The organism is Bifidobacterium mellis, assembly GCF_000967265.1.
In the GTDB taxonomy this organism is placed as follows: Bacteria; Actinomycetota; Actinomycetes; order Actinomycetales; family Bifidobacteriaceae; genus Bombiscardovia; species Bombiscardovia mellis.
On the sequence record NZ_KQ033885.1, the window covers coordinates 1,280,893 to 1,306,602 of the forward strand.

Below are 25,710 nucleotides of genomic sequence, written 5' to 3' on the forward strand. Positions count from 1 at the left end.
CGGGGCGTAGGCTGATGAGTATGCTTACAGACGCAGACAAGGGCAAGGCCGCCGGGTCGAACGGCAGCAGACCAAACCCTCAAGCCCGCAAATCGGCAGAATCGACCGGATCAGGATCCAAGGGACGACAGTGGCGGCGGCTATGGATACCCGACCAGATAGGCGGCTGGGCCATGGCCTTGATGCCGGGCCTAGCCGGTCTGCTGATCGGAGGCCCGACCTGGAGGGGTCTGCTGCTCATGGTCGCCTGGGTCTTCTGCTACTGCTTTGAGTTCACCGGCTCGCGATGGATGGTCTCGCACCGGGCTGCCAGATTCGCACCACCAGCTCTGGGTTACGCCCTGCTCACGGCCGTGACCGGACTGATCCTATTGGTCGGCACCCCTGGGCTTCTGCGATGGGCCCCGCTCTACCTGGTGCTGGGCGTGCTGAACTTTGCCGCCGCCTGGATGCGTGCAGAGCGCTCCTGGTGGAACGATACGGTAGTCGTGATTGCGGCCTGCACGCTCTGTCTGATCGCTGTCTCCCTGGGGTCACGATTCCAGAAGCCCGGACCAGGACTGGAAGGTGCCAACGCCGGCTACTTCGGGTGCCAGCCGAATCCTGCTGTGGACTGCTTCGCCAGCGGATTCCTGCCAAGCGCCGCCCTGCCATCGATCGGAGTCGTCAGTGCAGCTGTATTCGCTGTGACCCAGTTCGGTTCGGTCATCTTCGTCAAGACCATGATCCGCGAGCGCGGCAAGACCTGGTGCTACCTGCTTTCGCTGGCTTGGAACCTGGCACTCTGCCTGATCGGGGTCGCCATGGTGCACACCGCAGGATGGTGGCCTCTGTTGACCGCCCTGGTTCTGCTGATACGTGCGGCCCTACTGCCAGCCATTTCCCGCCGGCGCCGCATCCCCATTCTGTATGTGGGCCTGGTTGAATGCGCAACCAGCCTCCTGGTCTTCATTCTGGTAATTGCACAGGCTGACGTGATGACCGCGTCTCTGACAAGCCTGCTTGGCGCATGACTGCAGGTTCCGTCACCCATGTCACCCACGGATTCGGGCCTGTCTGGGATGACCGATCTCGTGTGCTGATCCTGGGTTCCATTCCCAGCCCGAGTTCGCGCGTGGCCGGCTTCTACTACATGTTTCCGCGCAATCGCTTCTGGCCCGTACTGGCCGCACTCTTCGATCAGCCTGTTCCAGGGCCTGATCCGGCTGTCCGTGCTAGGTTTGCCCTCAATCATTGCATAGCACTCTGGGATGTCATCCAGGAATGCGACATCCACGGCGCCTCCGACGCTTCAATAACCAATGTCGTGCCGACCGACATCGCTGGCTTGCTGGACCGTGTGCCCATCGGCACCATATTCACCACAGGACGCAAGGCCGGCCAGCTTTACCGTCGCTACTGCCTGCCGATCCTGCAGGAGAAAGGGTATCGACCGACGATGATCAATCTGCCATCCACCAGCCCCGCCAATGCCGCTATGAGCCTGGCCGATCTGATCAAGGCCTACCAACCCATAAGAAAAGTGCTCGACGACAAAGAGCCTAAGCTTGATAGGCAAGACAACCACAACGACTATGACAAATAGGCAAATACCAACGGTCAAAGCCCAAGATGTTGCGAACCTTCCCAAGGATGAATTCGCTTTCCCTGGTCCAGAACGTGATTGCCTGGTGGAAGCGATCCTGGAGGGGCGCAAAACTACTACGACCAGCCTGATGGCAGAGTTCATTCATAATCATGAGCCACTCCCCGCCGCCGGCCGACGAACGCTTCTGTTGAACTCAGATGACCAGCCAGTTGCCGTCCTCAGATATGCCTCGGTGAGCGTGACCCGACTCGGCCTGGTCACGCCGCAGCATGTTCTGAATGAAGGAGAAGACTATAAAAGCCTTCCTGAGTGGCGCCAGGCTCATAAGTCCTTCTGGACCTCAGAGAACATGCGACAGGTACTGGATGATCCGGACTTCACCGTCGACGACCAGACCCTGGTGGTGCTAGAGGCTTTTTATGTAGAGGCCATAGTCGTGAACTGAAGGCCCAATGACAAACACGGCCTTTGCCACCCGGGTGACACTTCACCGGCGTGCCATGTCATACCATCGTGTATAGTTTCATCTGTTGCATTGATCCGCTATGCGGGTCAATTCACTATGGTGGCTATAGCTCAGTCGGTAGAGCACCTGATTGTGGTTCAGGAGGTCGCGCGTTCGAGCCGCGTTAGCCACCCTGCTAGCCGCTTACTGCTGATTAGTAGTTAATTAAAAATAGTGTCTTAAATAAGTCAAACCTGATTCTAAACTGAACTTGCTAGTTATTCATTTACCCCAATTTCAGGAAGTTAAATTCGAACATATACCAGATTGCTCGCGTATACTGGAATTACACATTTCTCCTACCGCACTCTTTTTAAGAAAGATTGCAAGGCTACAAATCAGTATACAACCGGCCAAATCAGTGGAATATAAATTCCGATAAAATCAGTAAAATAAAACTACCCCTGGAACCGATAGCTTGTATATAAAGATTACTTCCAACGAGCGATATAGGAATAAGGTCATATTGCTTTTTCGCGCATACAGTCACTACAGTGTTAAAGGATAAGGAATGACTCTATCATTAACAGCAAATCCTTTGAATCATAGCCGATATTATCAATTAAGCAAAGAATCAAGCATAATAAAGTAATTATCGGTAGCTTCCCGGATAGGTAAGGAGCTAAAGAGCAAACGACGATAAACCGTGTATGCGCATATTGCAGGCAGCTTTTTAATTGACTCACCACTAAACTACAAAACAAGATATTAATACGCTAAGACAGCATGTAAGTTGCTATGCTTATCTATACGTGATAAGTAAGAATAAATCGTAGTCACCGTTAAAAAGTTGTACGTTTATCAAATAGGCAAACACAACCTCAAAGGAGACTCTGTTCTTTAACTATATGGAGCCTAGACTGAATTGAAGAACATTGTACAAGCTCTTGACCAAAGTGAAGAATCAGACTTTTCTCAAATCAATTTCTTCTATAGATCAGAAACCCTAAAAGAAAATAAAAGATGTGAGCAATTTGAAAAAGTGAGATATAAAATAAGATTTAACTCTAACCCTGTGAATTCCAAACACACGAAGCTTTACAGACGGAAGATAAGCCAACTTAGAAGGCAACAAGGTTTTAAGACCAAATAATGTTCGAATCTATTGAACAGGACTAATTCTTTAAGAAGCCTTTTCAAGTTGTCTATTACAACTATAGGTCTTTAAGAAAAGCTACCTAGCAATAAGCAATCACAACAAATTTACTTGTTTCTTATTTTGTTGGCTATCACACATATGAAAGTCCCCAATTGGATTGGTGGCACAGCTTGTAAGGAGTATCATGTTTTTTTATGTTAGGAAAATCAAGAGTAGAAGCCATAGATCTCTTTTGCGGTACTGGTGGTTTATCTCTTGGGCTCAAGCAAGGGGGGATTAACATTATTGCAGGTATTGATAATGCCGATGCCTGTGAATATCCATATAAGTATAATTTGAAAGCAAAATTCATCAAAGCCAGTGTAGCCGACATAACGGGTGCTGATCTAAATCAACTGTGGAACCAGTCTGAGATACGCTTACTTGCTGGATGCGCACCGTGTCAACCTTTCTCCAGCCAGAGACGCGGAGCTGACACCCGTAATGAAAAAGCATGGCCACTACTTAAAGAGTTCGGGAGATTAGTTGATGAAACACACCCGGAATTCGTCACAATGGAAAATGTCCCAAACATCAGCTCTTCAATTGTATTCAATAATTTTGTTAATACTCTCAAATCTTTAGGATATACAGTTAAATACACGGTGTTATATGGGCCTGACTATGGCCTCCCCCAAAAACGTAAAAGACTCGTCTTACTTGCAGGACTTGGCTACGAGGTGCAACTCCCTAAGCCAAAATATGAAAAAAACAATTACCATACAGTATATGACGCAATTCATGATCTTCCGTCCCTTGCTTCTGGGGAGAGAGATCCAAACGATCCCTTGCACGCAGCAAGAAACCTTACACCATTAAATTTGAAAAGACTACGCGCTTCCAGGCCTGGTGGTACGTGGTTGGACTGGCCAGAGGAGTTAAGATTAAACTGCCAAAAAACAGAAAAAGGGAAAACCTTTAAGTCATTTTATGGGCGCATGCGTTGGGATGAGCCTTCTCCGACCATTACGACTCAGTTTTACAACCCCGGAGCTGGTCGGTTCACTCACCCAGAACAGGACCGATCATTGACTTTACGCGAAGCTTCTCGTTTACAAGGTTTCCCAGATTCTTATATCTTTAACGATCCAAATAAACCTATTGTTGTATCAACAATAGGAAAATTGATAGGCAATGCGGTGCCTCCCGTATTTGGAGATGCAATTGCTCACGAGATTATTAAAGCACTAAATTCAAAGGAGAACAATTGAGTGATTCCCTCTATACATTAACTGTGGATATTGCAACTATTGATGCGTTAGGCAGAAATCTGTATTCAAACGCTGCCGCTGTGCTTACTGAATTTGTTGCAAATTCTTGGGATGCCGACGCTAATTCAGTAAATATCCAATACGACCGCGATAATGATTTCATAAAGATATGTGATGATGGTTCGGGTATGGATTTGGAAAAACTCAACGCAAGATTTTTGACGGTTGGTTATCACAAAAGAAAACTCGAAGGAGACGTATCACCAAAGTATAAAAGGCCTTTCATGGGGCAAAAAGGCATTGGTAAATTGTCGGCTTTCTCCATAGCTGATGAAATTACTGTTCTTTCAAAAACTGATGAGCAAGAAGCTCACGGATTCACAATCAAAGTCGATGAATTAGAAAAGAAAATGAATGAGGCTAGATCAATAGACAGAATTTACCATCCCGCCCCTATAAAAGAAATACCTAGTTCGACCTTCCCAACAAATCATGGAACACAGATAAAGCTATCCAAATTAAGAAGTAAGCGTGTACATCTTACACTAAATGCTGTACGAAGGCGCATTGCTCGTCGCTTTGATGTTCTTCATTATGCAAACGTGCCTAAGGATGAAGGTCGATTCGAAATAATAATAAACGATAAGGCGGTTACATATGAGGATCGTGGGGATTTACAAAAACTAGAATATATATGGCTTCTGAATGGATTTAAACTTCCGGAAGAAGCCAAGACTAGTGCGACTGTTTTCCAAATCACAACAGAACCTGATGCGGGGAATTCGGATTGGAATATATCAGGCTGGATAGGAAGTGTAAAGCATCCGAAAGATAGAGTGTTCGATGATGATACAGAAACTATGAAAAATATCATTGTACTTGCTCGAAAGCGTCCTATACAAGAAGGGCTGCTTGACCACCTAAATTATGACAAGCATTTCACTAACTACGTAACAGGCCAGATCCAAGCCGACTATTTGGACGAAAATGGAAGTGACGACTTAGCTACATCAGACAGACAACGTTTGGTTGAAAGCGACCCACGTGTTCAATTATTGTATAAACAGGTTAAAGAAGCTTTCAAAACGGCCGACCAACAGTGGTCAGATAGCCGGACTACTTCAAATACGAAATTGCTTTATAAAACCTTACCAGAAGTTAAAAAATGGCTGGATAGCTTAAAGGGAGACAGCAAGCAGGCAGCCAGCAAAATGATTAATAGTATTGCAAAGATAGATAGCATCAGCTCAGATGATCGATTTTCTCTGTATCAATCTTCGATGATTGCTTTTACACGATTACAACAACACGATGAGTTATCAACATTATCAGAAGTTGATTCCTTGACGCCCGAAACCTTGCTGAAAATTCTCACTTCTTATTCTAGCTATGAAGATGTTGAGTATGCCGAGATAGTGCGCTCTCGATTACTAGTGATCAATAAACTGCAGAACTTGTTAGATACCAATGCATTAGAAAATACGACAAGAGACTTTGTAGCATCGAATCCATGGCTGCTTGACCCTTCATGGGAAAGGGCTACTGAAAATATTGTAAAAGAAAAGAGCTTTAGAAGAGTAGCAAAAGAAGAGTATAAAATTGACTTTACGGATGATTCTGAATCCAACAGTAGAGTGGATCTAAAGTATCTTGAGAGTACGGACAGACAAGTTATAGTTGAATTCAAACGGTATGACCGTAAGGTAAAAATTAATGAAATCAGAGATCAAATTCTTAGATATGCAAAAGCAATGACACGTGTACTGCAACAATATGATGAATCGAAGGGGGAAAAGCACCAATATCCGACTAACGAGAGGGGTATTGACAACCGGGTTAACATCATAATAATTGTACAAGGAGTTTTTGACGAAGATGGGGAGATGCTAAAGCCGAAGACAGCTAATTCTGAAGTAGCGTTGTATAACGCAAAGTTCTTATATTTTTCTGATATGTTGGTACAAAGTAGCGAACGTTATAAGGAATTCATCGATGCAGCTAATGAAGATGATCTTGTAGGACATGCTATAAAAGCGGTTGAAGATTACTGTAAAAATAATCAATCTTCATGACTTTGCTCCTAATAACTATCAAACAATTCCCTCGACTAGAGTTGTATGAGTTTTTAACTTAGCAGGCTATGCCCCGATTTCGTTTTTACGGTCATTATAATGTCAATTATGCTTCCTTGCACGCCCACGAATACACTTTACCCGAATAAAGGCGTAATAAAACAATGTAACAAAAATGAAATCAAATAGTCTACGGCGTTACCGGTTAATGCACTTCGTATCGTTATTATAAATTTAAGAATACGTCAATATTGAACTTGATCCAGCCTGCGAATATATATATTCAAGCCTGACGGCTATAGCTTTTTATAGCTTTTTGTGAGTTCTTTATTCTCCGTCAACAATGTTACATGGTTTCGTTTGTAAGGTACTGTATTCTTTTAAAGTGCTGATTGTTTAGAACACGTTGCTACTTTCTGTTGGAGATATAGTATTGACAGAGTCCAGCGCTTTGCGTAGTATTTGCATTCCTATTGATTAATAGGTGACAACTTTGCTGGTAAGAGCGGATATAAACTATTAGTTATTGTTTAATTCAAAGAAATCTGTTATGCTTATTTATTTTTTGAATTTTGTTAATCACAGTTTTCTTATATGGCTACCTCGTCTGCTGACTTCGTAGAAGCTACTGTATGAGAAAAATGAATCAGTACTTACTTAAGAGAATTCGTTTCTATACTGCCTATAGGACAGTTATTTTTTTCTGAGCGCTGCCAAGCAACCTTCCTAAAAGATCAAGCCAGTGGCTCAAATTGAATTAACGGGTGCTGAGGTATTCCCTGGCCATCGTTGAAGAGGGAAGCATCAGTGGGGCAGCTGAGTACCTGAGCATATCCCAGCCATCCCTGTCCAGGCAGATAAAAGATCTGGAAGAGCATCTAGGGCACAAACTCTTTGACCGCGGAAGCCGCACAATCACGCTGACTCCGGCCGGAGAACTGCTGCGTGACCGGGCACGCGAGATCGTGTTCATGGCAGACCGTGCCGAGGCCGAGCTCACAAGCATAGACAGGCCAATCAACGGCAATGTCTACATCGGCGCAGGGGAAACAGAAGCCGTGCGCTTCCTGGCCAGGGCCGCAGAGTGCATGCTACAGCAATATCCTCAGGTAAAGTTCCACATTTTCAGCGGCAACGGTCAGGCCGTAACAGATCAATTAGAATCAGGGCTTCTGGATTTTGGCCTGCTATTTGAGCCATCGGACAACACCAAATACTCCTATATCAGCTTGCCTACAGCCGACAGGTGGGGATTGCTCATGCGCAAGGACTCCACGTTGGCCAGCCATGATGGCATCCGCCAGGAAGATCTTGAGCAGATACCCCTCCTGCTCTCACGGCAAGTCAGGTTCGACAGAGAATTCAGCGGGTGGAGTTCCTTCTCGGAGCACGAACTGCATGTTGTAGGAACCTACAATCTGCTCTTCAACGCGTCACTATTCGTCAGTGAAGGTTGTGGTTACGCGCTCTGCCCGGACCGGATCATCAATCTGACCGAAGACTCGAATCTGGTCTTCAAACCTCTGGTGCCTGAACTTAGAACAAGAGTGAACCTGGTTTGGAAGAGCAATAGACATTTTTCATCGGCGGCGAGTCGGTACCTGGAAATATTACGAAGCCAGATTGGAGCAGAAAACGCCTGCAAATCGGCAGAAGCCAGGAAAACCCTATGATTCGACTCAAAATATATCAGAAACACGAAACCCAGCCTGCACTTATCGAACCACCGGCTCAAAGAATCTAGCCGCAAGGATGCATGCGCCGACGCATCCGGTTCTTCTCCAGTATCAGTCCTGGTCGTATCTGGAAAGCTCGATCAGGTTCCTATCGGGGTCCCTGACATACACCGAGTTGATGGCCCCATCCGCGCCGGTCCGGCTGACCGGACCCAGATAGTCGACACGATGCTCATCAAGCGCGGCAACCACATCATCCAGCGAATCCTCCACCAGCAAACACAAATCAACAGAGCCGGGCGTGGGCCTGTCCGCCTTGGGGTCAATCTCGTGGCCGGCCTCATGAATGTTGATCTTCTGCCGGCCGAATTTCAACGCTAACCGCCCATTGCCGAAAGTCTGCACCTGCATGCCCAGCACCTCACGGTAAAAGGCACAGGTCGCATCGACATCCCGCACCGTGATGACCAGATGATCCAAACCAGTGATCCTCATTCACCCAACTCCAATCGCAGAACAACCCAAAAGACAGCCTAGACTCCCGCAAGCCAAAAAACGGCATTACGACCAGCAAAGAAGGCGACCCATTGCCACAACAGACAAGTCCTCTACCCGGGCCGAGAAGAAACCGATCGGGCAGAAGCACGACAATAAATCCATGCAAAAAACGAATACCTACATATAAGCAATCAGCATTATACATATCGTTTCGAGAGCCCTAGACTGTTGCCATTCACATCCAAGACAGCAGTGAACCTGCATATTGGACCATCATACAGTCGGCAAGGAAGGGAAGATCATGGCCAAAAAACAAACAGCAGGAAGAGAGCAATTGGGCGAATTCGCAGCTCAGTTCGCAGCTCTGAATGACGATGTTCTATTCGGCGAAGTCTGGGCTGATGAACAAGCACTGTCCGCACACGACAGAAGCATGATCACCATAGCTGCATTGATTGCCATGGGCAGCACAGAACAGCTCGACGCTCATCTGAACATCGGGAAAAAGAACGGAATCACCAAGGACGAGATAGTAGCGGAAATCACCCATCTGGCCTTCCACGGAGGCTGGCCGAAGGCCTGGTCGGCCTTCAACCGCGCCAAGCAAATCTGGCAAAATAATGACTGAAAGAGAGTAAGGAATGAAACAAAACACCAAGACGGCGGTCCTGGTGTCTTCCACCCCCGTATGGAAGCATCACGGATCAACGCCCGCCTCATGCGGGAAGCCATTGGGCATGAGGATGAGAGCATTCTGGTCCGGGACGAATACGCCGCTTTGCGCTCAGGTCAAATCGATATTCCCGGCGAACAAGCATTCGTCAAAGGCTGTGACCGTCTGGTATGGCAGTTTCCCATGTACTGGTACAGCTGCCCTCCCCTGCTCAAGGAGTGGGAAGACCTGGTGCTTACCTACGGATGGGCCTACGGTACCCACGGCGATGCCTTGAAAGGCAAGGAACTCATGCTCGCCGTCTCGGTCGGCTCTGCTGGAGAGAACTATCACCATGAGGGTGAATTCGGCTATACGGTGGACGAACTCCTGGTTCCGTTCAAAGCTACCAGCAATCTCATCGGAGCTATCTATCGGAAGCCTTTCATTCTGACCGGCGTTAGCTCAGACATGAGCAATCGAAACCTGGAAAAGGCGGCCAAGGATTACTTGAGCTGTCTGCAAGGCGATTGGCCAGCACAATAGGCCTCAGCGACAATCCCTGATATCGAGACGAAGGCGCCCACACTGGAATCTTCAAGTGCGGGCGCCCTCGTCTTATCGGCTCAGCAGACCTCAGTCACTGTATATAAGATATCACATGCAGACGTGTAGCCTCCTCGGACGTACCCACATCAAGAATGAGCAGAAGAATAAGTGGACGTAAGAGCGCACAAGCAACATAGGCCAAGAGTGGAAAGTTCAGAACATGAACATTGATGCTGCCCGTGCATAAACAAGCACCCTTCGTCATCGAATATATTGCAACAAATCCAGTGCTTTTGCAGGCTCCCCCTTTTGTCTAACCATCAGCACTCCACCCGCAAAAATGATGCTAACTTGGTGCCGGTCAATGCCGCTTTTACGAGAAAACGGCGCATACACTGGCCTCAACGGAGGTTGCTTCCTGAAAATGGGCAGGCCGCCAGATGACCTGCCACAAGTAATGGGGAAGAACAAGCCTGGAGGGTCAGATGAGCAACAATCGAAACGAACGTGCAAATAAGAACCAAGGCAGGCATGAGGAATCGCGGGTGCCCGATAACCAGCAAAAGAGGTACGAGGGCAACTCCTCACGGAGCAATGGCACCCGGGAAAGTTCCCAACACTCAACAATGGATGACAAGAATCGCATGCCGAAACCAGTGGGGAATGCGAACAGCGGAAAAGAAAGCAAAGCTGAAAATGCTTCCAAGACCAAGCCTGTATCAGGACAAACAGGCGAGAAGGAAGGCAGGGGCTCATCCAACAAGAACGCTGACCATGGCGGACCTGAAACGCAAAATAAGCAGGAACAGGGTCTAACCACCGGCCATGTGCAAGCCGGCCATCCGGACAAAGAGCGTGGCCCCTCCCCTGACGACAAGCCGAACCAGCCCAGCAAGCCTGTCGACAAGGCATCTCAACCGACGAGCGTTGCCAGCATACCTAAACCGGGCAAGGCGAAAAACCATGATTCCTTCTATCTGGGCCTGTCCTCGGCAGTCCTGGTCGCAGCTCTGGGCCTCAGCCTGAGCACCATGCCGATCTTCTTCTCCCTGCCTCTTGCCGCTGTCCTCTTTGGAATCGGCATCTGGCTCCTCTCCTATGCCAGCTTCAAGTCTCCCGGCAAACCAGAAGGAGAGGGAACGGAGACGGACAGGCACACCAGGACGGTAGTTGTGGCGACGGTCCTTCTGGTTCTGCAGACCTTCATCATGGATGTGTTCATCTTCACCCGAATGGGAACAGTCGGCAAACACCAGAACGCCATCGTCATCACCTGGATCATCGCCAGCATGATCGAGACCCTGGCTGCCTTCGCCCTTATCTATCATCACAATCCCCTACAATCCAAGCCCAAGGACCCTGCGGCAAACGATCAACGCAAGGGGAAGCAATAAGGGGCGGCGAGCATTGGTCTGAAACTGCGAAGAAGGCCGGGAAGGCCAAATAGCAGGCCGTGCATGTGAAATCCCCACAGCGTTCTTCCCGCCAAGGCCTTCCGCCTCAGGGTGCCGCTCATCGTTCATGAAGATGCGCGGCACCCTTTAATTTGATCATGTCACCTGCTGCAGCTTGACTCGGGCCGCAATGCCCTGCACTATGCCGCCCGGCTCATAAAAATCCGGCATCAAAACCGCGAAACCACTCTTCAGACAATTTATGAGCTGTGTAGACACAACTGGGCGAGCATAGCTTTTGCTCTTTCTGTTTCTCATCCCCCAAGCCAAGATACCCTACAAGTTATCTTGAACTTAGTTTATCCTCGACTGGTACTTATAAAACGCAGATGCATAATAAGTTGTCTTGGCCTGCCAACAAGAACATTCAGCAACTAGAATCATTGATGAAATTGTTCACACGCAGTTGTGCTTGAAGAAGGAAAGACATGAGTGGACCAGAACAATCTCCTGTAACCTTCGGGGTCCTCAAAGAGACAGACGATGAGGAGTACCGTGTTGCCCTGACGCCCGATATCGTGACCCGGCTGACCAGACAAGGCATTACCTGCCTATTGGAGTCCGGAGCCGGGGCTCGAGCCGGCTTCATGGATGAGGACTACCAGCAGGAGGGAGCCACAGTCACCGACAGGGATACTGTCCTATCCAAGTCGACAGTCCTGGGTTTCGTCGGCAGACCGGATAGCCCCTTGCTAAAGCGAATTCCAGCCGGAACATGGATCATCGGCATGCTGGGGTCATTGAGCGACAAGGACTACGTCAAATCCCTGGAGGCGTCAGGGCTTACCGGAATCGCCATGGAGCGACTCCCCCGACAGCTCAGCTCGGCCCAATCCATGGATGAGATGACCTCGCAGAACTCGGTCATGGGATACAAGGCGGCACTTGTGGCTGCCGATGCCTATGGATCCTTCTTCCCCATGATGACCACCGCAGCGGGAACCATCCGACCGGCCAAGGTCCTGGTTCTGGGCGCTGGCATCGCAGGCTTGCAGGCCATCGGGACCGCAAAACGGTTGGGAGCCGTGGTCACCGCCTATGACGTCAGACCCGCTTCCAGACAGGAGGTGGAATCCTTGGGAGCCAAGTTCCTCGACCTGGGACTGGACTTCTCCAAAGGACAGGGCCAGGGAGGCTATGCGCGCCAGTTGACCGATCAGGAACAGGCCCAGCAGCAGGCTGCGGTGGATGCCAAGGCGGCAGGCTTCGATGTGGTCATCACCACGGCAAAGGTTCCAGGTGGAAAGCCTCCTCGCCTCCTGAGCGCCGAGGGTGTGGCCAACCTGCACCCCGGAGCTGTGGTCGTGGACTGCGCCGCCAGTGACCTGGGCGGCAACGTCGAGGGTTCACAGGTGGGAACCAGAACCACCGACAAGGGGGTCACCATGATCGGGGCTCCGTACCTGGCCAGCGGCGTAGCCACGACGGCATCCAACCTGCTGTCCAGAAATGTGGCGGACGTGCTGGTGCATTTCCTTCGCAATGGCGCGCTCAGCATAAAAGCAGACGACGAGATTGATCAAGCACTGGTTGTAACAGGAGCAGCCGAATCCGGCACGAGCGAAAGCGCGAATGCTCCAGATGCCGAAGAGACCGAAGAGAAAGGTCGGGAGCAATGAATTCTTTGGTCATAGCAATTACGCTCTTCATTCTGGCCCTGCTGATCGGCGTGGAGGTGATTGGCAAGGTTCCGGCCACGCTTCACACACCGCTCATGTCGGGCGCCAACTCCATTCATGGCATTGTGATCGTCGGGGTAATCATCATCGCGGCGGAGGCCCACTCCCCGCTTTCCTACGTACTCATATTCCTGGCTGCCGTCCTTGGCGCCATGAATGTGGTGGGCGGCTACGTGGTAACCGACCGGATGCTGGAGATGTTCAAGTCCTCCAAACTAGGCAAGGGTAAAAATAAGGCCAGCCAGGACGAACAGGCTTCGGCCGTCACGACCGAAAACGCTCAGGACCAGGGAGCCGACAAGTGAACACCCTCGATATCATTACCTGGTTCGTCTATCTCCTTTCCTCAGTCATGTTCGTCATGGGCCTGCACTACATGAACTCCCCCAAGACGGCCCGTACAGGCAATAGGATTTCTGCGGCAGGCATGGTCATCGCCGTAGCCATGGCCTTCATCCATCTGTTCGCCACCGGTTTCAACTCCTCCCTGGCCATCATTCTGCTCGTGCTCGGCATCCTGATCGGATCGGCAGCAGGGGTCTACTCGGCCAGAAAGGTCAAAATGACGGACATGCCTCAGCTGGTTTCCGTCTTCAACACGGTCGGCGGCGGCGCTGCAGCCCTGGTCGCCCTGAACGACATACTGACTTCCGAGGGCACCCCGACTCTGGTGGTGCTGATCACCGCCGGCCTGGGCGTGGTCATCGGTTCCATCACCTTCACCGGCTCCCTGATAGCTGCCGGCAAGCTCCAGGGCATCAGCGTGATCAAAAACCTGAAGCTGCCGGCCAAGGCTGTCTGGAATATGCTATTCGCCCTACTGACGATCCTCAGCCTGATCATGCTCTGTCTGAATCCGGACAATCGGACCCTATGGGCCCTCCTCACGGCAATATTCGCCCTGGGCTACGGACTGGTCTTCGTCATCCCCATCGGCGGCGCCGACATGCCCGTGGTCATCTCCGTCTTGAATGCCTGCACCGGCACAGCTGTGGCTATGAACGGTCTGGCCATCAACAACGTCGCCTTGATCGTGGCAGGCGCCTTGGTAGGCGCAGCAGGTGCCACTCTATCCGTCCTGATGGCCCAGGCCATGAACAGGCCGCTCCTGAGCGTTCTGGCCGGCGGGTTCGGCAGCTCCTCTGTCAGCTCCAGCGAGGATCAGGGTGCCCAGGGGACCATGAAGGAGACCACACCCGACGATGTGGCCGTCCAGCTGGTCTACGCCGACAAGGTCATCTTCGTCCCCGGCTTCGGTCTGGCGCAGGCCCAGGCCCAGCGCGAACTGGCCGACCTGGGCGAACTGCTCAAGGGCCGCGGCGTGGAGGTCTCCTATGCCATCCATCCGGTGGCCGGCCGTATGCCCGGGCATATGAACGTCCTCTTGGCCGAGGCCAACGTTCCCTATGAGGAATTGATCGACCTAGACGACATCAATCCCCAGTTCCCATCAGCCAACGTCGCCCTGGTGGTTGGCGCCAATGACGTGACCAACCCGGCAGCCCGCCGACCGGGGACCGCGGTATCCGGCATGCCCATTCTGGATGTTGACAAGGCCCAGCATGTCGTTGTCCTCAAGAGAGGCAGAGGCAAGGGGTACGCCGGCATCGAAAACGATCTCTACTTCAACCCGAACACGCAGATGCTCTTCAACGACGCCAAGGTCAGCCTTCAGGCGATCATTGCCTCCGTCAAGGAGCTCATCGCCTGAGCATATGCTGTAGTCAGAGCCATGGCTCCGGATTGGCTTGGCTGGTCCGGAGCCAATTATCGCCGAACAGGAAGGACCCACATGCTGTCATTCGTCAACGACTATTCCGAGGGCGCCCACCCCGAAGTCCTGCAGCGGCTGATCGACACCAACATGGAGCACCTTCCCGGCTATGGCAAGGATCGGTACTGCTCCTCCGCCGCTCAGAAGATCGCTCAGGCCTGCGACTGCCCCGAGGCTCATGTCTATTTCCTGGCCGGCGGGACCCAAACCAACCAGGTCGTCACCTCCTGCCTGCTGAAGTCCTACCAGGGAGTGATCGCTGCGGACACCGGCCACGTCAACGTCCACGAGGCCGGTGCCATTGAAGCCGTAGGCCACAAGGTTCTGACCATCCCCGGCGAACGGGGAAAGATTCGTGCAGGGGATCTCAAGGCCTTCCTGGAAGGCTTCTACGCCGACGAAAACCATGAGCAGATGGTCTTCCCCGGAATGGTCTACATCTCCCATCCCACAGAGTATGGAACCCTCTACACCCGCCAGGAGCTGGAAGACCTCTCGCAAATCTGTCGGGAACACAAGATCCCGCTCTACCTGGACGGGGCCAGGCTTGGGTACGGGCTGGTGGCCCCCGGAACCGACGTCGATCTGACGGACATAGCCCGTCTTTGCGACGTCTTCTACATCGGCGGGACCAAGGTCGGCGCACTCTGTGGGGAAGCGGTGGTCTTCCCCAGGGGGAACGCTCCCGAGCATTTCAGCACCATGATCAAAAGAAGGGGAGCACTCCTGGCCAAGGGAAGGCTTCTGGGGGTGCAGTTCGATGCCCTCTTCACCGACGACCTCTACTTACGAATCAGCCGCAACGCCGTCCAGACGGCGGCGATGATCAAAAAGGCCCTGCGGGAGAAGGGGTATCAGATTGTCATGGACTCCCCCACCAACCAGACTTTCGTCCGCCTGGACAATGAGCGCATGGAGAAGCTGTCCAAGCAGGTCACCTTCGACTTCTGGGAACGCAGCGATGCCACCCACACAGTCATCCGACTGGCAACCTCATGGGCGACAACCGTTGAGGACACCCAGGCTCTGATCAGTCTGCTGTAAAAGCCGCTCACATTCATCCAAGGCTAGCGCCAGATCATTTTGTCCCCTCCCCTTCCAGTTCGTCTTAGGGGGGGGGGGGGATATGTATATATGGCTTTTCGGCCCGACCTATAGGCATGGCCAATCCTGCATTGTTGGACATCTCACACTCTTTCGGGTGAGTGCAAATCTGACGTTCAGTAAAATTTTTATTGCACCGATGTAGATGCAGACACTCCCGCCCTGAACGCAAGGGCAGAAATGCTTCAACGATGAAAGGAAACTTATGAAAGCCGTTGTTTTCGAGCAATTCAACACCTTCCCCACCCTCAAGGAAGTGCCGGAGCCGACTCCCGGGAGCGGCGAGGTGCTGCTCAAGGTGGCCGGGGCAGGTTGCTGCCATTCCGACGTCTCGGTCTTCCAGGACTACACCCCCGAAACAGGCAGTCACACCAAGCCGCCGTTCATTCTGGGACATGAGACCACGGGCTGGGTCGAAGAGGTAGGGCCCGACGTCACGGGCTTCAAGAAGGGCGATGCCTACATCGTCTACGGACCCACCGGATGCGGCCACTGCCCTCACTGTGTAGCCGGCCAGGAGAACTACTGCTCCAGCGCCGCAACCAACAAGTCGCTGGCTCTGGGTCTGGGGCGCGACGGCGGCATGGCAGAATACATGACCGTCCCGGCCCGCAACCTGGTACCCCTGGGCGATGCTGATCCAATCGGCGCAGCACCCCTGGCTGATGCGGCCCTGACTCCATACCACGCCATCCGGGCTGCCATGCCCCATCTGAACGGCGGCGGAAAGTATGCTCTGGTCATTGGCCTGGGCGGACTGGGCCAGATCGCCATTCAGATTCTTCACGCCCTGACCGGCGCCACCGTGATTGCCACCGACACCAAGCCGGAGGCCCTGGCCAAGGCTGAGGCCAAGGGTGCCATCCCCGTGGTAAGCGACGAACATCAGGTGGAGAACATCAGGAAGATCACCCACGGCGAGGGTGTGGACGCCGCCTTTGATTTCGTGGGTGTGGCGCCGACCATTGCTGCGGCACAGGCTTCGGGCGGCCCGGGATCCCGGGTGACCGTGGTCGGCATCGCCGGCGGCAAGGCGGAATACGACTGGTATTCCAAGCCCTGGGAGCAGGAGCTGCTTGGCGTCTACTGGGGCTCCATCCCTGAGCTCTACGATGTGGCCAACATGTATCGCCACGGCCAGATCGAGACCGAGATCGAAACCTACTCGCTGGACAACGCCCTGGATGCCTACCACAAGCTGGTCGACAACAAGCTTTCGGCCAGGGCCGTCATAGTCCCCCACACCAAGGCCTGATTCCCCCTTGTGCGTAGACGGAGAAACGGCTCATCTACTTGTCGGATTTAAGCACGATCAGATTCAAGTACTGTCAGATTCAAGAACAGCTAGGTTCACACGCTGACACCATTCTTCGTCTACATGCGCTGGTGGCCTGTCACGGTCTTGCTATAAGGCCATGGCAGGCCACAGCATTTCACCAAGCGGCCTCAAACCCGCGGTATTTACAGTTTGCTTGATTGGGGAACATCACTTAGCAGCAAGTGGACCAAGAAAATTCCGTTGGCGGATTCCAACCTCATGGAGCCGCCGAGCGAATCCACCAGGGAATCGACGATGCTCAGACCCAGACCTGTGCTTCTGATCTCGGTCCGTGATTGATCATCGGTCTGGAACCGTTCCATGAGCCTGTCCACATCGACGGCTCCGCCCTTGGTTTCGTTGCCGAAGTCCAGATGAATCCGCCCGTCTTCATCCTGGTGCAGGTCAACCCAGGCTGAATCCTGCGCATACTTGAGCCAGTTGCCGATCAGGTTCTGGATTATTCGACTTACCATGGTCTGGTCCGTCGAAATTTCCACACCATTTTGGATTCTGGGCTCCACAATGACTGACCGCGCAGTCAGAGAATCGAAGGCATTGAAGAGCTCCTGCTGAACCAATGCCGATAGGTTCACCCTGGTCAGATCCAGACTCACGCTCTTCTCCTGTATCAGATTGAAATCCATCAGGTAATGCAGATAGTGATCCACCGACTGCAGGTTGTTGAGGATCTTGCCCAATTGCTCCTGATCAGCCGATCCTTCCTTGAGCAGCTGGGCGTATCCTCTGGCCACGGTCAGCGGGGTCTTGATGTCATGGGTTAAGTTGGTCAGCATCTGCCGGACTTGCTTGTTCTGCTCAGCCTGAGTGATCTGCAGCCGTCTGGTCTTGTTCAGAACGGCGTTGATCCTATCCGCCAGAGTGCGGATGAGCCCGATATTGGACCCAGTGGTTACCAAGGCATTAGTGTCGGCATGGTTGATGAAGTCCAGATCGTCACTGATCCGTTTGAGGTCGACAATCAGCATTATCAGGCCAATCGCCAGGGCGAGAGCGACAAGACCCAAAACAAGTGCAACCACCTTCACGGATTCACCTCCGACGACCCTTATTCATCGTTCTTTCTTCCATCCGAATTCAGACCAGGCGAACGCCGATGCCCCAGACCGACACGATGTAGCGCTGACTGCCGGCGTATCTGTTCAGACTGGTCCGCAAGGTGCTCAGGTGCACATTGAGAGTATTCTCGGCATTGATGTATGGCTGGTTCCAAACCTGCCTGTAGAGGTCCTCCTTCTCGAAGACCCGATGTGGATGGTCCATCAGAAGCTCAAGGATGGCGAATTCCTTGCGTGCCAGTTCGACCCTGTGCCCATCAACGCTGACCGTGTGCTCCATCCGGTCCAGCTCGATCCCCTGAAAACAAATCTTGGCGTCGGATTCACCTGCTGCATCCGCATCGGCTTTCAGTGCCCCGGATTGGCGCAGCTGGACCTGGACACGAGCGCGGAGCTCGTCAATGTCGAAAGGCTTGGTCACATAATCATTGGCGCCCTGCTCCAGGAGGCTGACGGTTCTGGTCTTATCCTGAATGGCCGTGAGGATGATGACCGGCACCGACGACATATGCCGAATGGCCTTGAGGACGCTGTCCCCGGTAACTACAGGGAGCATCAGATCCAGAAGGATCAGGTCGGGTTCCTCCTGCTGAAAGCGGGCCAAGGCCTGGGCGCCCGTCGTCGCCTGGATAATCCTGTAGGTCTCGCCCAGCACATCCTTGAGCAGGGACTGGATGTCCTCCTGATCCTCCACGACCAGAATCGTCGGCATACTGTCTTCCTTTCGCAGGTCACTCTCATGTTACTGAAGCTACCTAACGAGGCCGGTCTCGCCCAAGCGGATTTATGCAATTCTTAATGATTTCTTAGCCATGCAATTAAGAAAGGCACTTTAGATTCTCTGATAGCGACACAGGGAAAGGAATTCCATGGACGATACCATTCTGGATATTAACCATGTCAGCAAACGGTTCGGCCGCTTCCAGGCACTGGACGATCTCAGCCTCTCCATAAACAAGGGCGAGATCTACGGGCTGATCGGCGAGAACGGCGCTGGCAAAACCACCCTGATGCGTCTGATCACCGGACTGTCCCCCATACAGAAGGGAACCATAAGGCTAATGGGGCACACAATTGGCAAGGACAGCCGGATACTGAGCAGAATAGGCTCGGTCATTGAGGCACCAGCCGCCTTCAAAAAACTGACCGTCAGCCAGAACATGAAGCTGACAGCCATCCAGCACGGGCTGGCCGACGACAAGGCCATCGATCAGACCATCGACTTCGTCGGCCTGAGCGAAAAGGCCAAGACTCGGGCCGGTCACCTCTCTCTGGGCCAGCGTCAGCGCTTGGGGCTGGCCATGGCCATCCTCACCCGACCCGATTTCCTGATTCTGGACGAGCCCATCAACGGCCTGGACCCGGCAGGAATCATGGAATTCAGAACACTCCTGGACAAGCTCAACAAGGAGCGCCAGACGACCCTTCTCATCTCCAGTCACATTCTGAGCGAACTCTACCTGGTCTCCTCCCGGTTCGGATTCATCAGCCACGGTCGCCTGATCAAGGAAGTAAACAAGGATGAACTGGACCGGATCAATCAAAATGGACTTTTGATCGACGTGGACCAGAGCTCCAGGGCCGCCATGCTCCTGGATCGCCAGGGAATCGGCCCCTTCCAAGTCCTTGACGACCATCAGATTCTGATCAGGCAAGGGAATCTGGAACCGGGACCCATCAACAGTCTTCTTGTTCAGGAAGGCATCCTGGTCAATCAAATCAGCCAGCAGAAGGGATCGCTGGAGGAATATTTCGCGGATCTGCTGAACAAGGATTCTCAAGAGCCTAGGAGGTAACAATGATTAACCAGATCAGGGCAGACTTTTACAGACAGCGACGCTCCATCGGCATGCTGATACTGCTGATTGCCACTGTGGCACTCGGCATAGTAATCACATGGAGCAAGACGACCATAGGAATGAGCACTGGGGGCGAAGAATACGCTCATAAACTGATGGAAATTCAGGGCCAAAGCTGGACCATCAGGACCGGCCTGCAAGTGGGTGTCGCCTCCGCCTCGTCTCTAATCTACTTTTACATCGCGGTCTTCGTCATTGTCATTGGTGCGGAATACAGCCAGCACACCCTGAAGAACACGTTGACCTCTGGCATCTCGCGGATACAGTTCATCTTGGGCAAGTATGTGACCATCCTGACTGACATCATCCTCCTGACCCTGTGCTACTACATCACCATCCTGCTGACCGGACTCGCCTTGGGAAGGAAGCCGGGGGCTGGCTGGGGCATCTTGGGCAAGGATGTGGCTTTCATGACTTTGACGGTTGGCTTCTGTATTTCCGTCATCATCAGTCTGGGCATTATCCTCTTGATCATTACCAAATCCCTGGTCATTCCAGCGGTGGTGATCGTGATATGGCCTATTCTGATCTCCCTCGTGGAGTATGCCTTTAAGTTGAACTGGCTGAAATACTTCGACTTTGTCGGGTTCGGCGACCAGATGATCCTTGGCACTTTGCAGGCCAATCAGGTCTGGATCTATGCCGGAGTATCCGTGGGCGTGGTCCTGGTGGCCATCATCGGGTCGGCTCTGATCATATCCAAGCAGGAGATCTAAGCCCGGTCAGGGCTATGCCTGGCCCGACTCTTGATCGCTGACGGCCTGGACGGCCATATGGGCAAAGGCCCTGACGGAGGCATCCAGTGAGTAATGTTCCTTGGCATGTTCGGCGTAGCGTCTGGACCAGACTGCAAGGGCATCGGGATGGTCTACCCACCAGTCGATTTGCTCAGCCAGGAACCGAGCCTTGCCGACCGGGAAGAGCGAGTGCTGTGTCAGGGCGAAATGGCCGGCGGCACTCAGCTCGGATCGGGCGATGATCGGGACTGCGCCGCAAGCCATCCCCTCCAGAACGCTGACCGATTCCAAATCCGCGATTGAGGGGTGAATAAGAAGATCGGCCCGCCTGAGCAGGTCGGGCATGGTTGCATTCTGATGGAATCCAATCGAGACTGGCATGCCGTCCAGCTGCCTGGCGACTTCCGCCCTCAGTCGGCGCTCCATGGGCCCTGTGCCTGCTATGGTCAAGCGGATCCTGTATTTGTTCCTGCACAAAGCTAGGGCTCGAATCAGGGTCAGATGGTCCTTTTCCCGGGCCAGCCTGCCGGAGGCCACGACATGGATCAACCGGCCGGATCGCTGCCGCTCATATCGGGCGCCGGGATTGAACCTGGGCTGATACCCGTTGGATATGACGTGCAGACGGGCCCTGTACCCATGCGAGCGCAGCAGGTCGGCCGTCAGCCGGGTGGGAACGTGGATGTGCCCGACGTGATCGTAGAGCCAGAACCGAAAGAGCCGGTAGATGGCCGCATCCACCCCAGGCATCCAGCGCAATGGGCCAGAGGAATAGGTGATGTTCTCAGGCTGAATGTGAAACCCGGCGGTCACCGGTATGCCCATGGACCTGGCCTGGGCCAGGGCGGCGCGGCCGAAGGCGAAGGGTTCGTAGATATGAACCAGGTCCACACCGGCAAAGGCCCTTCGGAAGAGTTCCGGATCGGGACGAGCGAAGCTCATCTGCTGTCTGGCCGCCACACGGGAGACCAGAGGGATTCGATGCACCCGCGCCGGATAGTCGGTCGAACCCACTCCCACCAGACGGACCCGGTACCCCAGCGCCTCCAGACCCTGGGCGTACTGAATGGCGGAGTTGGAGGTCCCATTGCCCCTGTTGCCGAAGGAGTCCAGGACCAGGGCCAGCGTCAGGCGATCATGATCCTTCATCAGCGTTCCCTCCGCTGTTCTACAGTTGCAGACTTGGACCGGGCCAAGACAAGGCGACCGCCCGATTGCACCCACTATTAGTAGGAGAAGGCCGGGACGGCCGCACCGCGGTAGTAGCGGTTGATGGCATCAGCCACGTAGCGGCTGTGGTAGGCGGAGACCAGGGCCGTATAGGCGGGGTCGTTTTTGTCGGCCTGCCTGGCCACGATGATGTTGACATAGGGGTGATTGGCTGGCGATTTGAGATCGCCGGGAACCTGGTAGATGGCATCCTGGATCTTCATGCCGGCATCCAGGATGAAATTGGTGTTGGTGATGCCGGCCGCATAGTCGGGCAGGACCTTGACGATTCCCGGTGGATCGACCTGGTCCAGGACCAGCCCGCGCGGGTTGTCGACAATGTCTTCAGGAACCGGCGTGGTGGCCTTGGGATCTCGCAGACCGATCAGCCCGGCGCTGGCAAGCACTTTCAGGGAGCGGCCCAGGTCAATGGGATCGCTGGGGATGGCCAGCCGCTCGCCATGCCCTATCTGGTCGACGCTCCGGTACTTCTTGGAGTACAGGTTGAGGGGTGAGATGTAGGTGTCTCCGATCGCTGCGAACCGGTACCCGTGCTGTTTGGACTCCTGCTCCAAAAAGGCATAGTGCTGGAAGGCGTTCAGGTCGATTTCCCCGTTGGACAGCGCCTGATTGGCGTAACGCCCGTATTGGAAGGATCGGAGCTTGATTTTTATGCCGGCCCGGCGCTGGTCCAGTTCATGCTGAACGGCCTTCCAGATCTCCTCATCGGCATCGCCCACCAGGCCGATGCTGATCTCCCGCTGGCCGCGCTCGGGCTGGTTGACCTTAATATAGGCCAGACCCATCAGGACGGCGACCACCAGGATGACGACCGAGACAGCCGCCAGCTCCCGCTTGGCCCTGGTTCTTCTGGTGCTCATATCCGTCCTCCTTCATTTGTTGAACCTATCGCATCAGGAAACCTTGAAGGCCGGCAGACAGGCGCCCTTGTAGACACGAACGATGGTGTCGGCCACGGGCTTGGAATGATAGGCTCGTACCACTGCGGCGTAGGTGGGATTATCCCGCTGATCCTTGGTGGTGACGATGATGTTGATATAGGGCTTGTTGGCCGGGTTCTGCAGATCGTAGGGAACCTCATGGATGGCATCGTGCACGCTGCGACCTGCGTCAACCACGAAGTTGGCATTGGTGACCCCACCTGCATAATCAGGAAGAAGGTTGAGGATGCCGGCCGGGTCCACCTGCTCGATGTGCAGATGCTTGGGATTGTCCACCACATCCTCGGGCAGCGGGTTGGTGGCCTTGGGGTCGCGCAGACCTATCAGCTTGGCATCGGCCAGGACCTTCAGTGCCCGGCCCATATTGGTGGCGTTGTTGGGGATGGCCACCCGGTCGCCGTCCTGGAACTGGGAGGGCTTGGCATAGCGCTGCGAGTAGAGGTTCATGGGCGAGATATAGGTATTGCCAAGCACTGCCAGCTGGTAGTGGTTGGTTTTCACATCGTCCTCCAGGTAGGCGTAATGCTGGGCGGCGTTGAAATCCACCTCGCGGTTGGCTGTGGCCTGGTTGACGTAGATGGCATCCTGGAAGGGCTTGAGCTCGATCCTGATGTGCTCGCCCCGCCGATCCAGCTCTGCCTGGACCGCCTTCCAGATCTGGTCGTCCGAACTGCCGATGACGCCGACCTTGACGACCTTGACATCGGCACCCACCTGGTTCAGGCGGACATCGGTGCCGACCACCAGCGCCAGCAGGAGGACGATGACCAGGCTGAGCGCCGCCAGCTGGACCTTGGCTCTGTTCTTTTTGCCGACGTGACTGCGACCGACCACGATAATCTGACCTTTCCCGGGGTGCTCAGTGTTCGACGACCTCGGCCAGAAGTCGGCCGAACAGTTCGATCAGGGCGATGAAGATGACCAGCACGATGATGGTGGCGATGGTCACGTCGTTCATGGACCGCTGGTAGCCCAGACGGATGGCGAAGTCGCCCAGACCTCCGCCGCCCACGATGCCCACGGTGGCGGTCTCACCCACCAGACTGACGATGGTGATGGTGGTCACCCGGATGATGGAGGGGATGCCCTCACGCAGGTAGACATGCCAGATGATCTGCCAGGTGGTCATACCCATGGACTCCGCCGCCTCGACGTACCCAGGGTCCAGACCAGCAAGGGCCGACTCGATCTGCCGGGAGAAGAAAGGAGTAATCCCCACGACCAGGGGGAAGATCGCCCCCTTGGGCCCGATGGCCGTGCCCATGAGCATCCTGGTCACCGGCACCAGGGCCGCCGCCAAAATGATGAAAGGGATGGAGCGGAAGAGATCGATCAGCTTGTCCAGGATGGTGAAGACCAGGCCGTTGTGGCGGATGCCGTCACGTCGGCTGATGATCAGCCCCACCCCGATGACCAGAGCGAACAGGAAGGAGATCACCCCGGAGACGCCGACCATGACCAGGGTCTGAACCATGCTGCTGAAAAACTCCGGCAGCCGGCTCATGACGTTGGGGAACCAGGTGGTAAGCAGGGACGTCATGACTTGAGAACCTCGATTCCGATGTTGCGCGAGCGCAGGTATTCCATGGCCTGACGGATATTTTCAGTGTCGCCGCCCATCCTGACCACCAGTCCGCCCAGGGGCGCCCCCTCCACCACATCGATGTCGCCGAAGATGATGTTGACGTCCAGGTTGTAGCGACGGCTGATGGTGGAGACCAGGGCCTCGGAGACCTCCTTGGAGACATAGGACATGCGCATGAGGATCTGTCCGGGCTCCAGGGCCACCAGGGGCGAATCGGCGGCCATCAGATCCTTGACCTTGTCCAGGTTGGAGGTTGTGGCCACGAAGGATTTGGTCAGCTGGGCCTTGGGGTCCGCAAAGACATTGAAGACCCTGCCCTGCTCCACGATGACGCCCTGGTCGATGACCGCCACCCGGTTGCAGATCTGCCTGATGACTGACATCTCATGGGTGATCATGACCACGGTGATGCCCAGCTGGTCGTGCAGATCACGCAGCAGCTGAAGAATGGAGCGCGTGGTGGTCGGATCCAGTGCACTGGTGGCCTCATCGCTGAGCAGGATATCAGGTTCGTTGGCCAGGGCTCGGGCGATGGCCACGCGCTGCTGCTGGCCGCCGGAGAGCTCGGCTGGGTAGTGATCGGCCAGCTCGGTCAGCCCTACCAGTTCCAGAAGCTCGGACACCCGGGCCCGTCGAGAGGCACGGTCGCGTCCGCTCCCCCGCAGGGGAAGGCCCACATTGTCGGCCACCGTCCTGGAGGGCATCAGGTTGAAGTGCTGGAAGATCATGCCGGTACGACGCCTCAAGTCCCTCAACTCAGCCGGTGACAGATCCTTGACCTCACGGCCGCGAACCTTGACGCTGCCCGAGTCGTAATCCTCGAGCCCGTTGATGCAGCGGACCAGTGTGGACTTGCCTGCCCCGCTCAGTCCGATGATGCCGAAAATATCCCCAGTCTCGACGGTCAGATCGATGTCGGCCAGTGCCGTCTTGTCTTCGTCGTCGTCGCTGTGATAGGTCTTGGTCAGGTGCTCCATCCGCACCGCCGGTGTCCGCTCGCTCACGTTCCCGCCTTCCCTGGTCGACTGCATGACATGGTAATCGTCCCGACGGCCAGCGGA

General features: G+C 54.0%; 24 protein-coding genes and 1 tRNA gene. 17 read left to right on the forward strand and 8 right to left on the reverse strand.

Translation table 11 applies throughout. The features are described 5' to 3' along the window. Positions 1-20 precede the first annotated feature (20 nt). From JF70_RS05460 to JF70_RS05490, 7 genes are all read left to right on the forward strand, one after another. Positions 21-1,013, forward strand: a complete 993-nt coding sequence (locus tag JF70_RS05460; RefSeq protein ID WP_197069106.1) for a YwiC-like family protein — start codon at positions 21-23, stop codon at positions 1,011-1,013. Continuing rightward, the gene (locus JF70_RS05465) at positions 1,010-1,585 is read left to right on the forward strand and encodes a DNA-deoxyinosine glycosylase (RefSeq protein ID WP_045935563.1); all 576 of its coding nucleotides are present in this window, start codon (positions 1,010-1,012) and stop codon (positions 1,583-1,585) included. Before JF70_RS05460 ends, JF70_RS05465 begins: the two co-directional genes overlap by 4 nt. Next, positions 1,575-2,033 (forward strand): ASCH domain-containing protein, encoded by a 459-nt coding sequence (locus JF70_RS05470; RefSeq protein WP_045935564.1) that lies wholly within the window; start codon positions 1,575-1,577, stop codon positions 2,031-2,033. The genes JF70_RS05465 and JF70_RS05470 overlap by 11 nt, the downstream gene beginning before the upstream one ends. Before the next feature lie 120 nt (positions 2,034-2,153). Continuing rightward, positions 2,154-2,226 (forward strand) — tRNA-His (locus JF70_RS05475). Positions 2,227-3,386: 1,160 nt separating this feature from the next. Then, positions 3,387-4,442 (forward strand): DNA cytosine methyltransferase, encoded by a 1,056-nt coding sequence (locus JF70_RS08770; RefSeq protein WP_045935565.1) that lies wholly within the window; start codon positions 3,387-3,389, stop codon positions 4,440-4,442. Next, positions 4,439-6,514, forward strand: coding sequence for a BbrUII/HgiDII family restriction enzyme (locus JF70_RS05485; protein WP_045935566.1), 2,076 nt, complete (start codon positions 4,439-4,441; stop codon positions 6,512-6,514). Before JF70_RS08770 ends, JF70_RS05485 begins: the two co-directional genes overlap by 4 nt. Positions 6,515-7,278: 764 nt before the next feature. Next, a complete protein-coding gene (locus JF70_RS05490; RefSeq protein ID WP_045935567.1) occupies positions 7,279-8,187 on the forward strand; it encodes a LysR family transcriptional regulator in 909 nt (302 codons plus the stop codon). A 114-nt stretch (positions 8,188-8,301) separates the two neighbouring features. Here JF70_RS05490 and JF70_RS05495 read toward each other — a convergent pair whose 3' ends face one another. Then, complete coding sequence (locus tag JF70_RS05495; protein ID WP_045935568.1) at positions 8,302-8,685, reverse strand: VOC family protein; 384 nt, start codon at positions 8,683-8,685, stop codon at positions 8,302-8,304. Positions 8,686-8,989: 304 nt separating this feature from the next. Here JF70_RS05495 and JF70_RS05500 point away from each other — a divergent pair, with 304 nt between their 5' ends. The 8 genes from JF70_RS05500 (at position 8,990) to JF70_RS05535 (ending at position 17,155) form a co-directional block, all read left to right on the forward strand. Beyond that, positions 8,990-9,316 carry a carboxymuconolactone decarboxylase family protein gene (locus JF70_RS05500; RefSeq protein WP_045935569.1) on the forward strand — a complete coding sequence of 109 codons (327 nt, stop codon included), beginning with the start codon at positions 8,990-8,992 and terminating at the stop codon, positions 9,314-9,316. 60 nt (positions 9,317-9,376) lie between these two features. Next, positions 9,377-9,886 carry an NAD(P)H-dependent oxidoreductase gene (locus JF70_RS05505; protein WP_045935570.1) on the forward strand — a complete coding sequence of 170 codons (510 nt, stop codon included), beginning with the start codon at positions 9,377-9,379 and terminating at the stop codon, positions 9,884-9,886. A 659-nt stretch (positions 9,887-10,545) separates the two neighbouring features. Continuing rightward, on the forward strand, positions 10,546-11,283 hold the full coding sequence (locus JF70_RS05510) for a hypothetical protein (RefSeq protein ID WP_231578866.1): 738 nt from the start codon (positions 10,546-10,548) through the stop codon (positions 11,281-11,283). A 488-nt stretch (positions 11,284-11,771) separates the two neighbouring features. Then, positions 11,772-12,962 carry an NAD(P) transhydrogenase subunit alpha gene (locus JF70_RS05515; RefSeq protein ID WP_045935572.1) on the forward strand — a complete coding sequence of 397 codons (1,191 nt, stop codon included), beginning with the start codon at positions 11,772-11,774 and terminating at the stop codon, positions 12,960-12,962. Next, complete coding sequence (locus JF70_RS05520; RefSeq protein WP_045935573.1) at positions 12,959-13,327, forward strand: NAD(P) transhydrogenase subunit alpha part 2; 369 nt, start codon at positions 12,959-12,961, stop codon at positions 13,325-13,327. The genes JF70_RS05515 and JF70_RS05520 overlap by 4 nt, the downstream gene beginning before the upstream one ends. Continuing rightward, on the forward strand, positions 13,324-14,733 hold the full coding sequence (locus tag JF70_RS05525; protein ID WP_045935574.1) for an NAD(P)(+) transhydrogenase (Re/Si-specific) subunit beta: 1,410 nt from the start codon (positions 13,324-13,326) through the stop codon (positions 14,731-14,733). Before JF70_RS05520 ends, JF70_RS05525 begins: the two co-directional genes overlap by 4 nt. An 81-nt stretch (positions 14,734-14,814) precedes the next feature. Then, positions 14,815-15,840 carry a threonine aldolase family protein gene (locus tag JF70_RS05530; RefSeq protein ID WP_045935575.1) on the forward strand — a complete coding sequence of 342 codons (1,026 nt, stop codon included), beginning with the start codon at positions 14,815-14,817 and terminating at the stop codon, positions 15,838-15,840. A gap of 265 nt (positions 15,841-16,105) precedes the next feature. Continuing rightward, the gene (locus JF70_RS05535; RefSeq protein ID WP_045935576.1) at positions 16,106-17,155 is read left to right on the forward strand and encodes an NAD(P)-dependent alcohol dehydrogenase; all 1,050 of its coding nucleotides are present in this window, start codon (positions 16,106-16,108) and stop codon (positions 17,153-17,155) included. 206 nt (positions 17,156-17,361) lie between these two features. Here the strand turns inward: JF70_RS05535 and JF70_RS05540 are convergent, their stop codons facing one another. After that, positions 17,362-18,267, reverse strand: coding sequence for a sensor histidine kinase (locus tag JF70_RS05540; protein WP_197069107.1), 906 nt, complete (start codon positions 18,265-18,267; stop codon positions 17,362-17,364). Between the two features lie 49 nt (positions 18,268-18,316). Then, entirely contained in the window at positions 18,317-19,009 is a 693-nt protein-coding gene (locus JF70_RS05545) for a response regulator transcription factor (RefSeq protein ID WP_015022157.1), read from the reverse strand. Between the two features lie 157 nt (positions 19,010-19,166). Between JF70_RS05545 and JF70_RS05550 the strand changes: the two genes are divergently transcribed. Both JF70_RS05550 and JF70_RS08570 read left to right on the forward strand, forming a co-directional pair. Beyond that, the gene (locus tag JF70_RS05550; protein WP_045935577.1) at positions 19,167-20,093 is read left to right on the forward strand and encodes an ABC transporter ATP-binding protein; all 927 of its coding nucleotides are present in this window, start codon (positions 19,167-19,169) and stop codon (positions 20,091-20,093) included. Positions 20,094-20,095: 2 nt separating this feature from the next. After that, positions 20,096-20,872, forward strand: coding sequence for an ABC transporter permease (locus JF70_RS08570; RefSeq protein WP_052690766.1), 777 nt, complete (start codon positions 20,096-20,098; stop codon positions 20,870-20,872). Between the two features lie 12 nt (positions 20,873-20,884). Here the strand turns inward: JF70_RS08570 and JF70_RS05560 are convergent, their stop codons facing one another. The 5 genes from JF70_RS05560 to JF70_RS05580 all read right to left on the reverse strand — a co-directional run bounded on the left by JF70_RS05560 (position 20,885) and on the right by JF70_RS05580 (position 25,653). Continuing rightward, complete coding sequence (locus JF70_RS05560) at positions 20,885-22,042, reverse strand: glycosyltransferase (RefSeq protein ID WP_045935578.1); 1,158 nt, start codon at positions 22,040-22,042, stop codon at positions 20,885-20,887. Between the two features lie 77 nt (positions 22,043-22,119). Beyond that, positions 22,120-22,983, reverse strand: a complete 864-nt coding sequence (locus JF70_RS05565; RefSeq protein ID WP_045935579.1) for a MetQ/NlpA family ABC transporter substrate-binding protein — start codon at positions 22,981-22,983, stop codon at positions 22,120-22,122. Between the two features lie 33 nt (positions 22,984-23,016). Then, the gene (locus JF70_RS05570) at positions 23,017-23,898 is read right to left on the reverse strand and encodes a MetQ/NlpA family ABC transporter substrate-binding protein (RefSeq protein ID WP_052690767.1); all 882 of its coding nucleotides are present in this window, start codon (positions 23,896-23,898) and stop codon (positions 23,017-23,019) included. Between the two features lie 25 nt (positions 23,899-23,923). Further along, positions 23,924-24,604: a methionine ABC transporter permease gene (locus tag JF70_RS05575; protein ID WP_045935580.1), complete on the reverse strand. Its 681-nt coding sequence runs from the start codon at positions 24,602-24,604 to the stop codon at positions 23,924-23,926. Further along, a complete protein-coding gene (locus tag JF70_RS05580; protein ID WP_197069108.1) occupies positions 24,601-25,653 on the reverse strand; it encodes a methionine ABC transporter ATP-binding protein in 1,053 nt (350 codons plus the stop codon). The genes JF70_RS05575 and JF70_RS05580 overlap by 4 nt, the downstream gene beginning before the upstream one ends. Positions 25,654-25,710: the final 57 nt, after the last annotated feature.

Excerpts from the sequence above, each read along its gene's own strand:
- JF70_RS05460 (WP_197069106.1), top strand. The coding sequence starts at position 21 with ATGCTTACAGACGCAGACAAGGGCAAGGCCGCCGGGTCGAACGGCAGC.
- JF70_RS05465 (WP_045935563.1), top strand. The coding sequence starts at position 1,010 with ATGACTGCAGGTTCCGTCACCCATGTCACCCACGGATTCGGGCCTGTC.
- JF70_RS05470 (WP_045935564.1), top strand. The coding sequence starts at position 1,575 with ATGACAAATAGGCAAATACCAACGGTCAAAGCCCAAGATGTTGCGAAC.
- JF70_RS08770 (WP_045935565.1), top strand. The coding sequence starts at position 3,387 with ATGTTAGGAAAATCAAGAGTAGAAGCCATAGATCTCTTTTGCGGTACT.
- JF70_RS05495 (WP_045935568.1), bottom strand. The coding sequence starts at position 8,685 with ATGAGGATCACTGGTTTGGATCATCTGGTCATCACGGTGCGGGATGTC.
- JF70_RS05500 (WP_045935569.1), top strand. The coding sequence starts at position 8,990 with ATGGCCAAAAAACAAACAGCAGGAAGAGAGCAATTGGGCGAATTCGCA.
- JF70_RS05505 (WP_045935570.1), top strand. The coding sequence starts at position 9,377 with ATGGAAGCATCACGGATCAACGCCCGCCTCATGCGGGAAGCCATTGGG.
- JF70_RS05515 (WP_045935572.1), top strand. The coding sequence starts at position 11,772 with ATGAGTGGACCAGAACAATCTCCTGTAACCTTCGGGGTCCTCAAAGAG.
- JF70_RS05520 (WP_045935573.1), top strand. The coding sequence starts at position 12,959 with ATGAATTCTTTGGTCATAGCAATTACGCTCTTCATTCTGGCCCTGCTG.
- JF70_RS05530 (WP_045935575.1), top strand. The coding sequence starts at position 14,815 with ATGCTGTCATTCGTCAACGACTATTCCGAGGGCGCCCACCCCGAAGTC.
- JF70_RS05535 (WP_045935576.1), top strand. The coding sequence starts at position 16,106 with ATGAAAGCCGTTGTTTTCGAGCAATTCAACACCTTCCCCACCCTCAAG.
- JF70_RS05545 (WP_015022157.1), bottom strand. The coding sequence starts at position 19,009 with ATGCCGACGATTCTGGTCGTGGAGGATCAGGAGGACATCCAGTCCCTG.
- JF70_RS05550 (WP_045935577.1), top strand. The coding sequence starts at position 19,167 with ATGGACGATACCATTCTGGATATTAACCATGTCAGCAAACGGTTCGGC.
- JF70_RS08570 (WP_052690766.1), top strand. The coding sequence starts at position 20,096 with ATGATTAACCAGATCAGGGCAGACTTTTACAGACAGCGACGCTCCATC.
- JF70_RS05560 (WP_045935578.1), bottom strand. The coding sequence starts at position 22,042 with ATGAAGGATCATGATCGCCTGACGCTGGCCCTGGTCCTGGACTCCTTC.
- JF70_RS05565 (WP_045935579.1), bottom strand. The coding sequence starts at position 22,983 with ATGAGCACCAGAAGAACCAGGGCCAAGCGGGAGCTGGCGGCTGTCTCG.
- JF70_RS05575 (WP_045935580.1), bottom strand. The coding sequence starts at position 24,604 with ATGACGTCCCTGCTTACCACCTGGTTCCCCAACGTCATGAGCCGGCTG.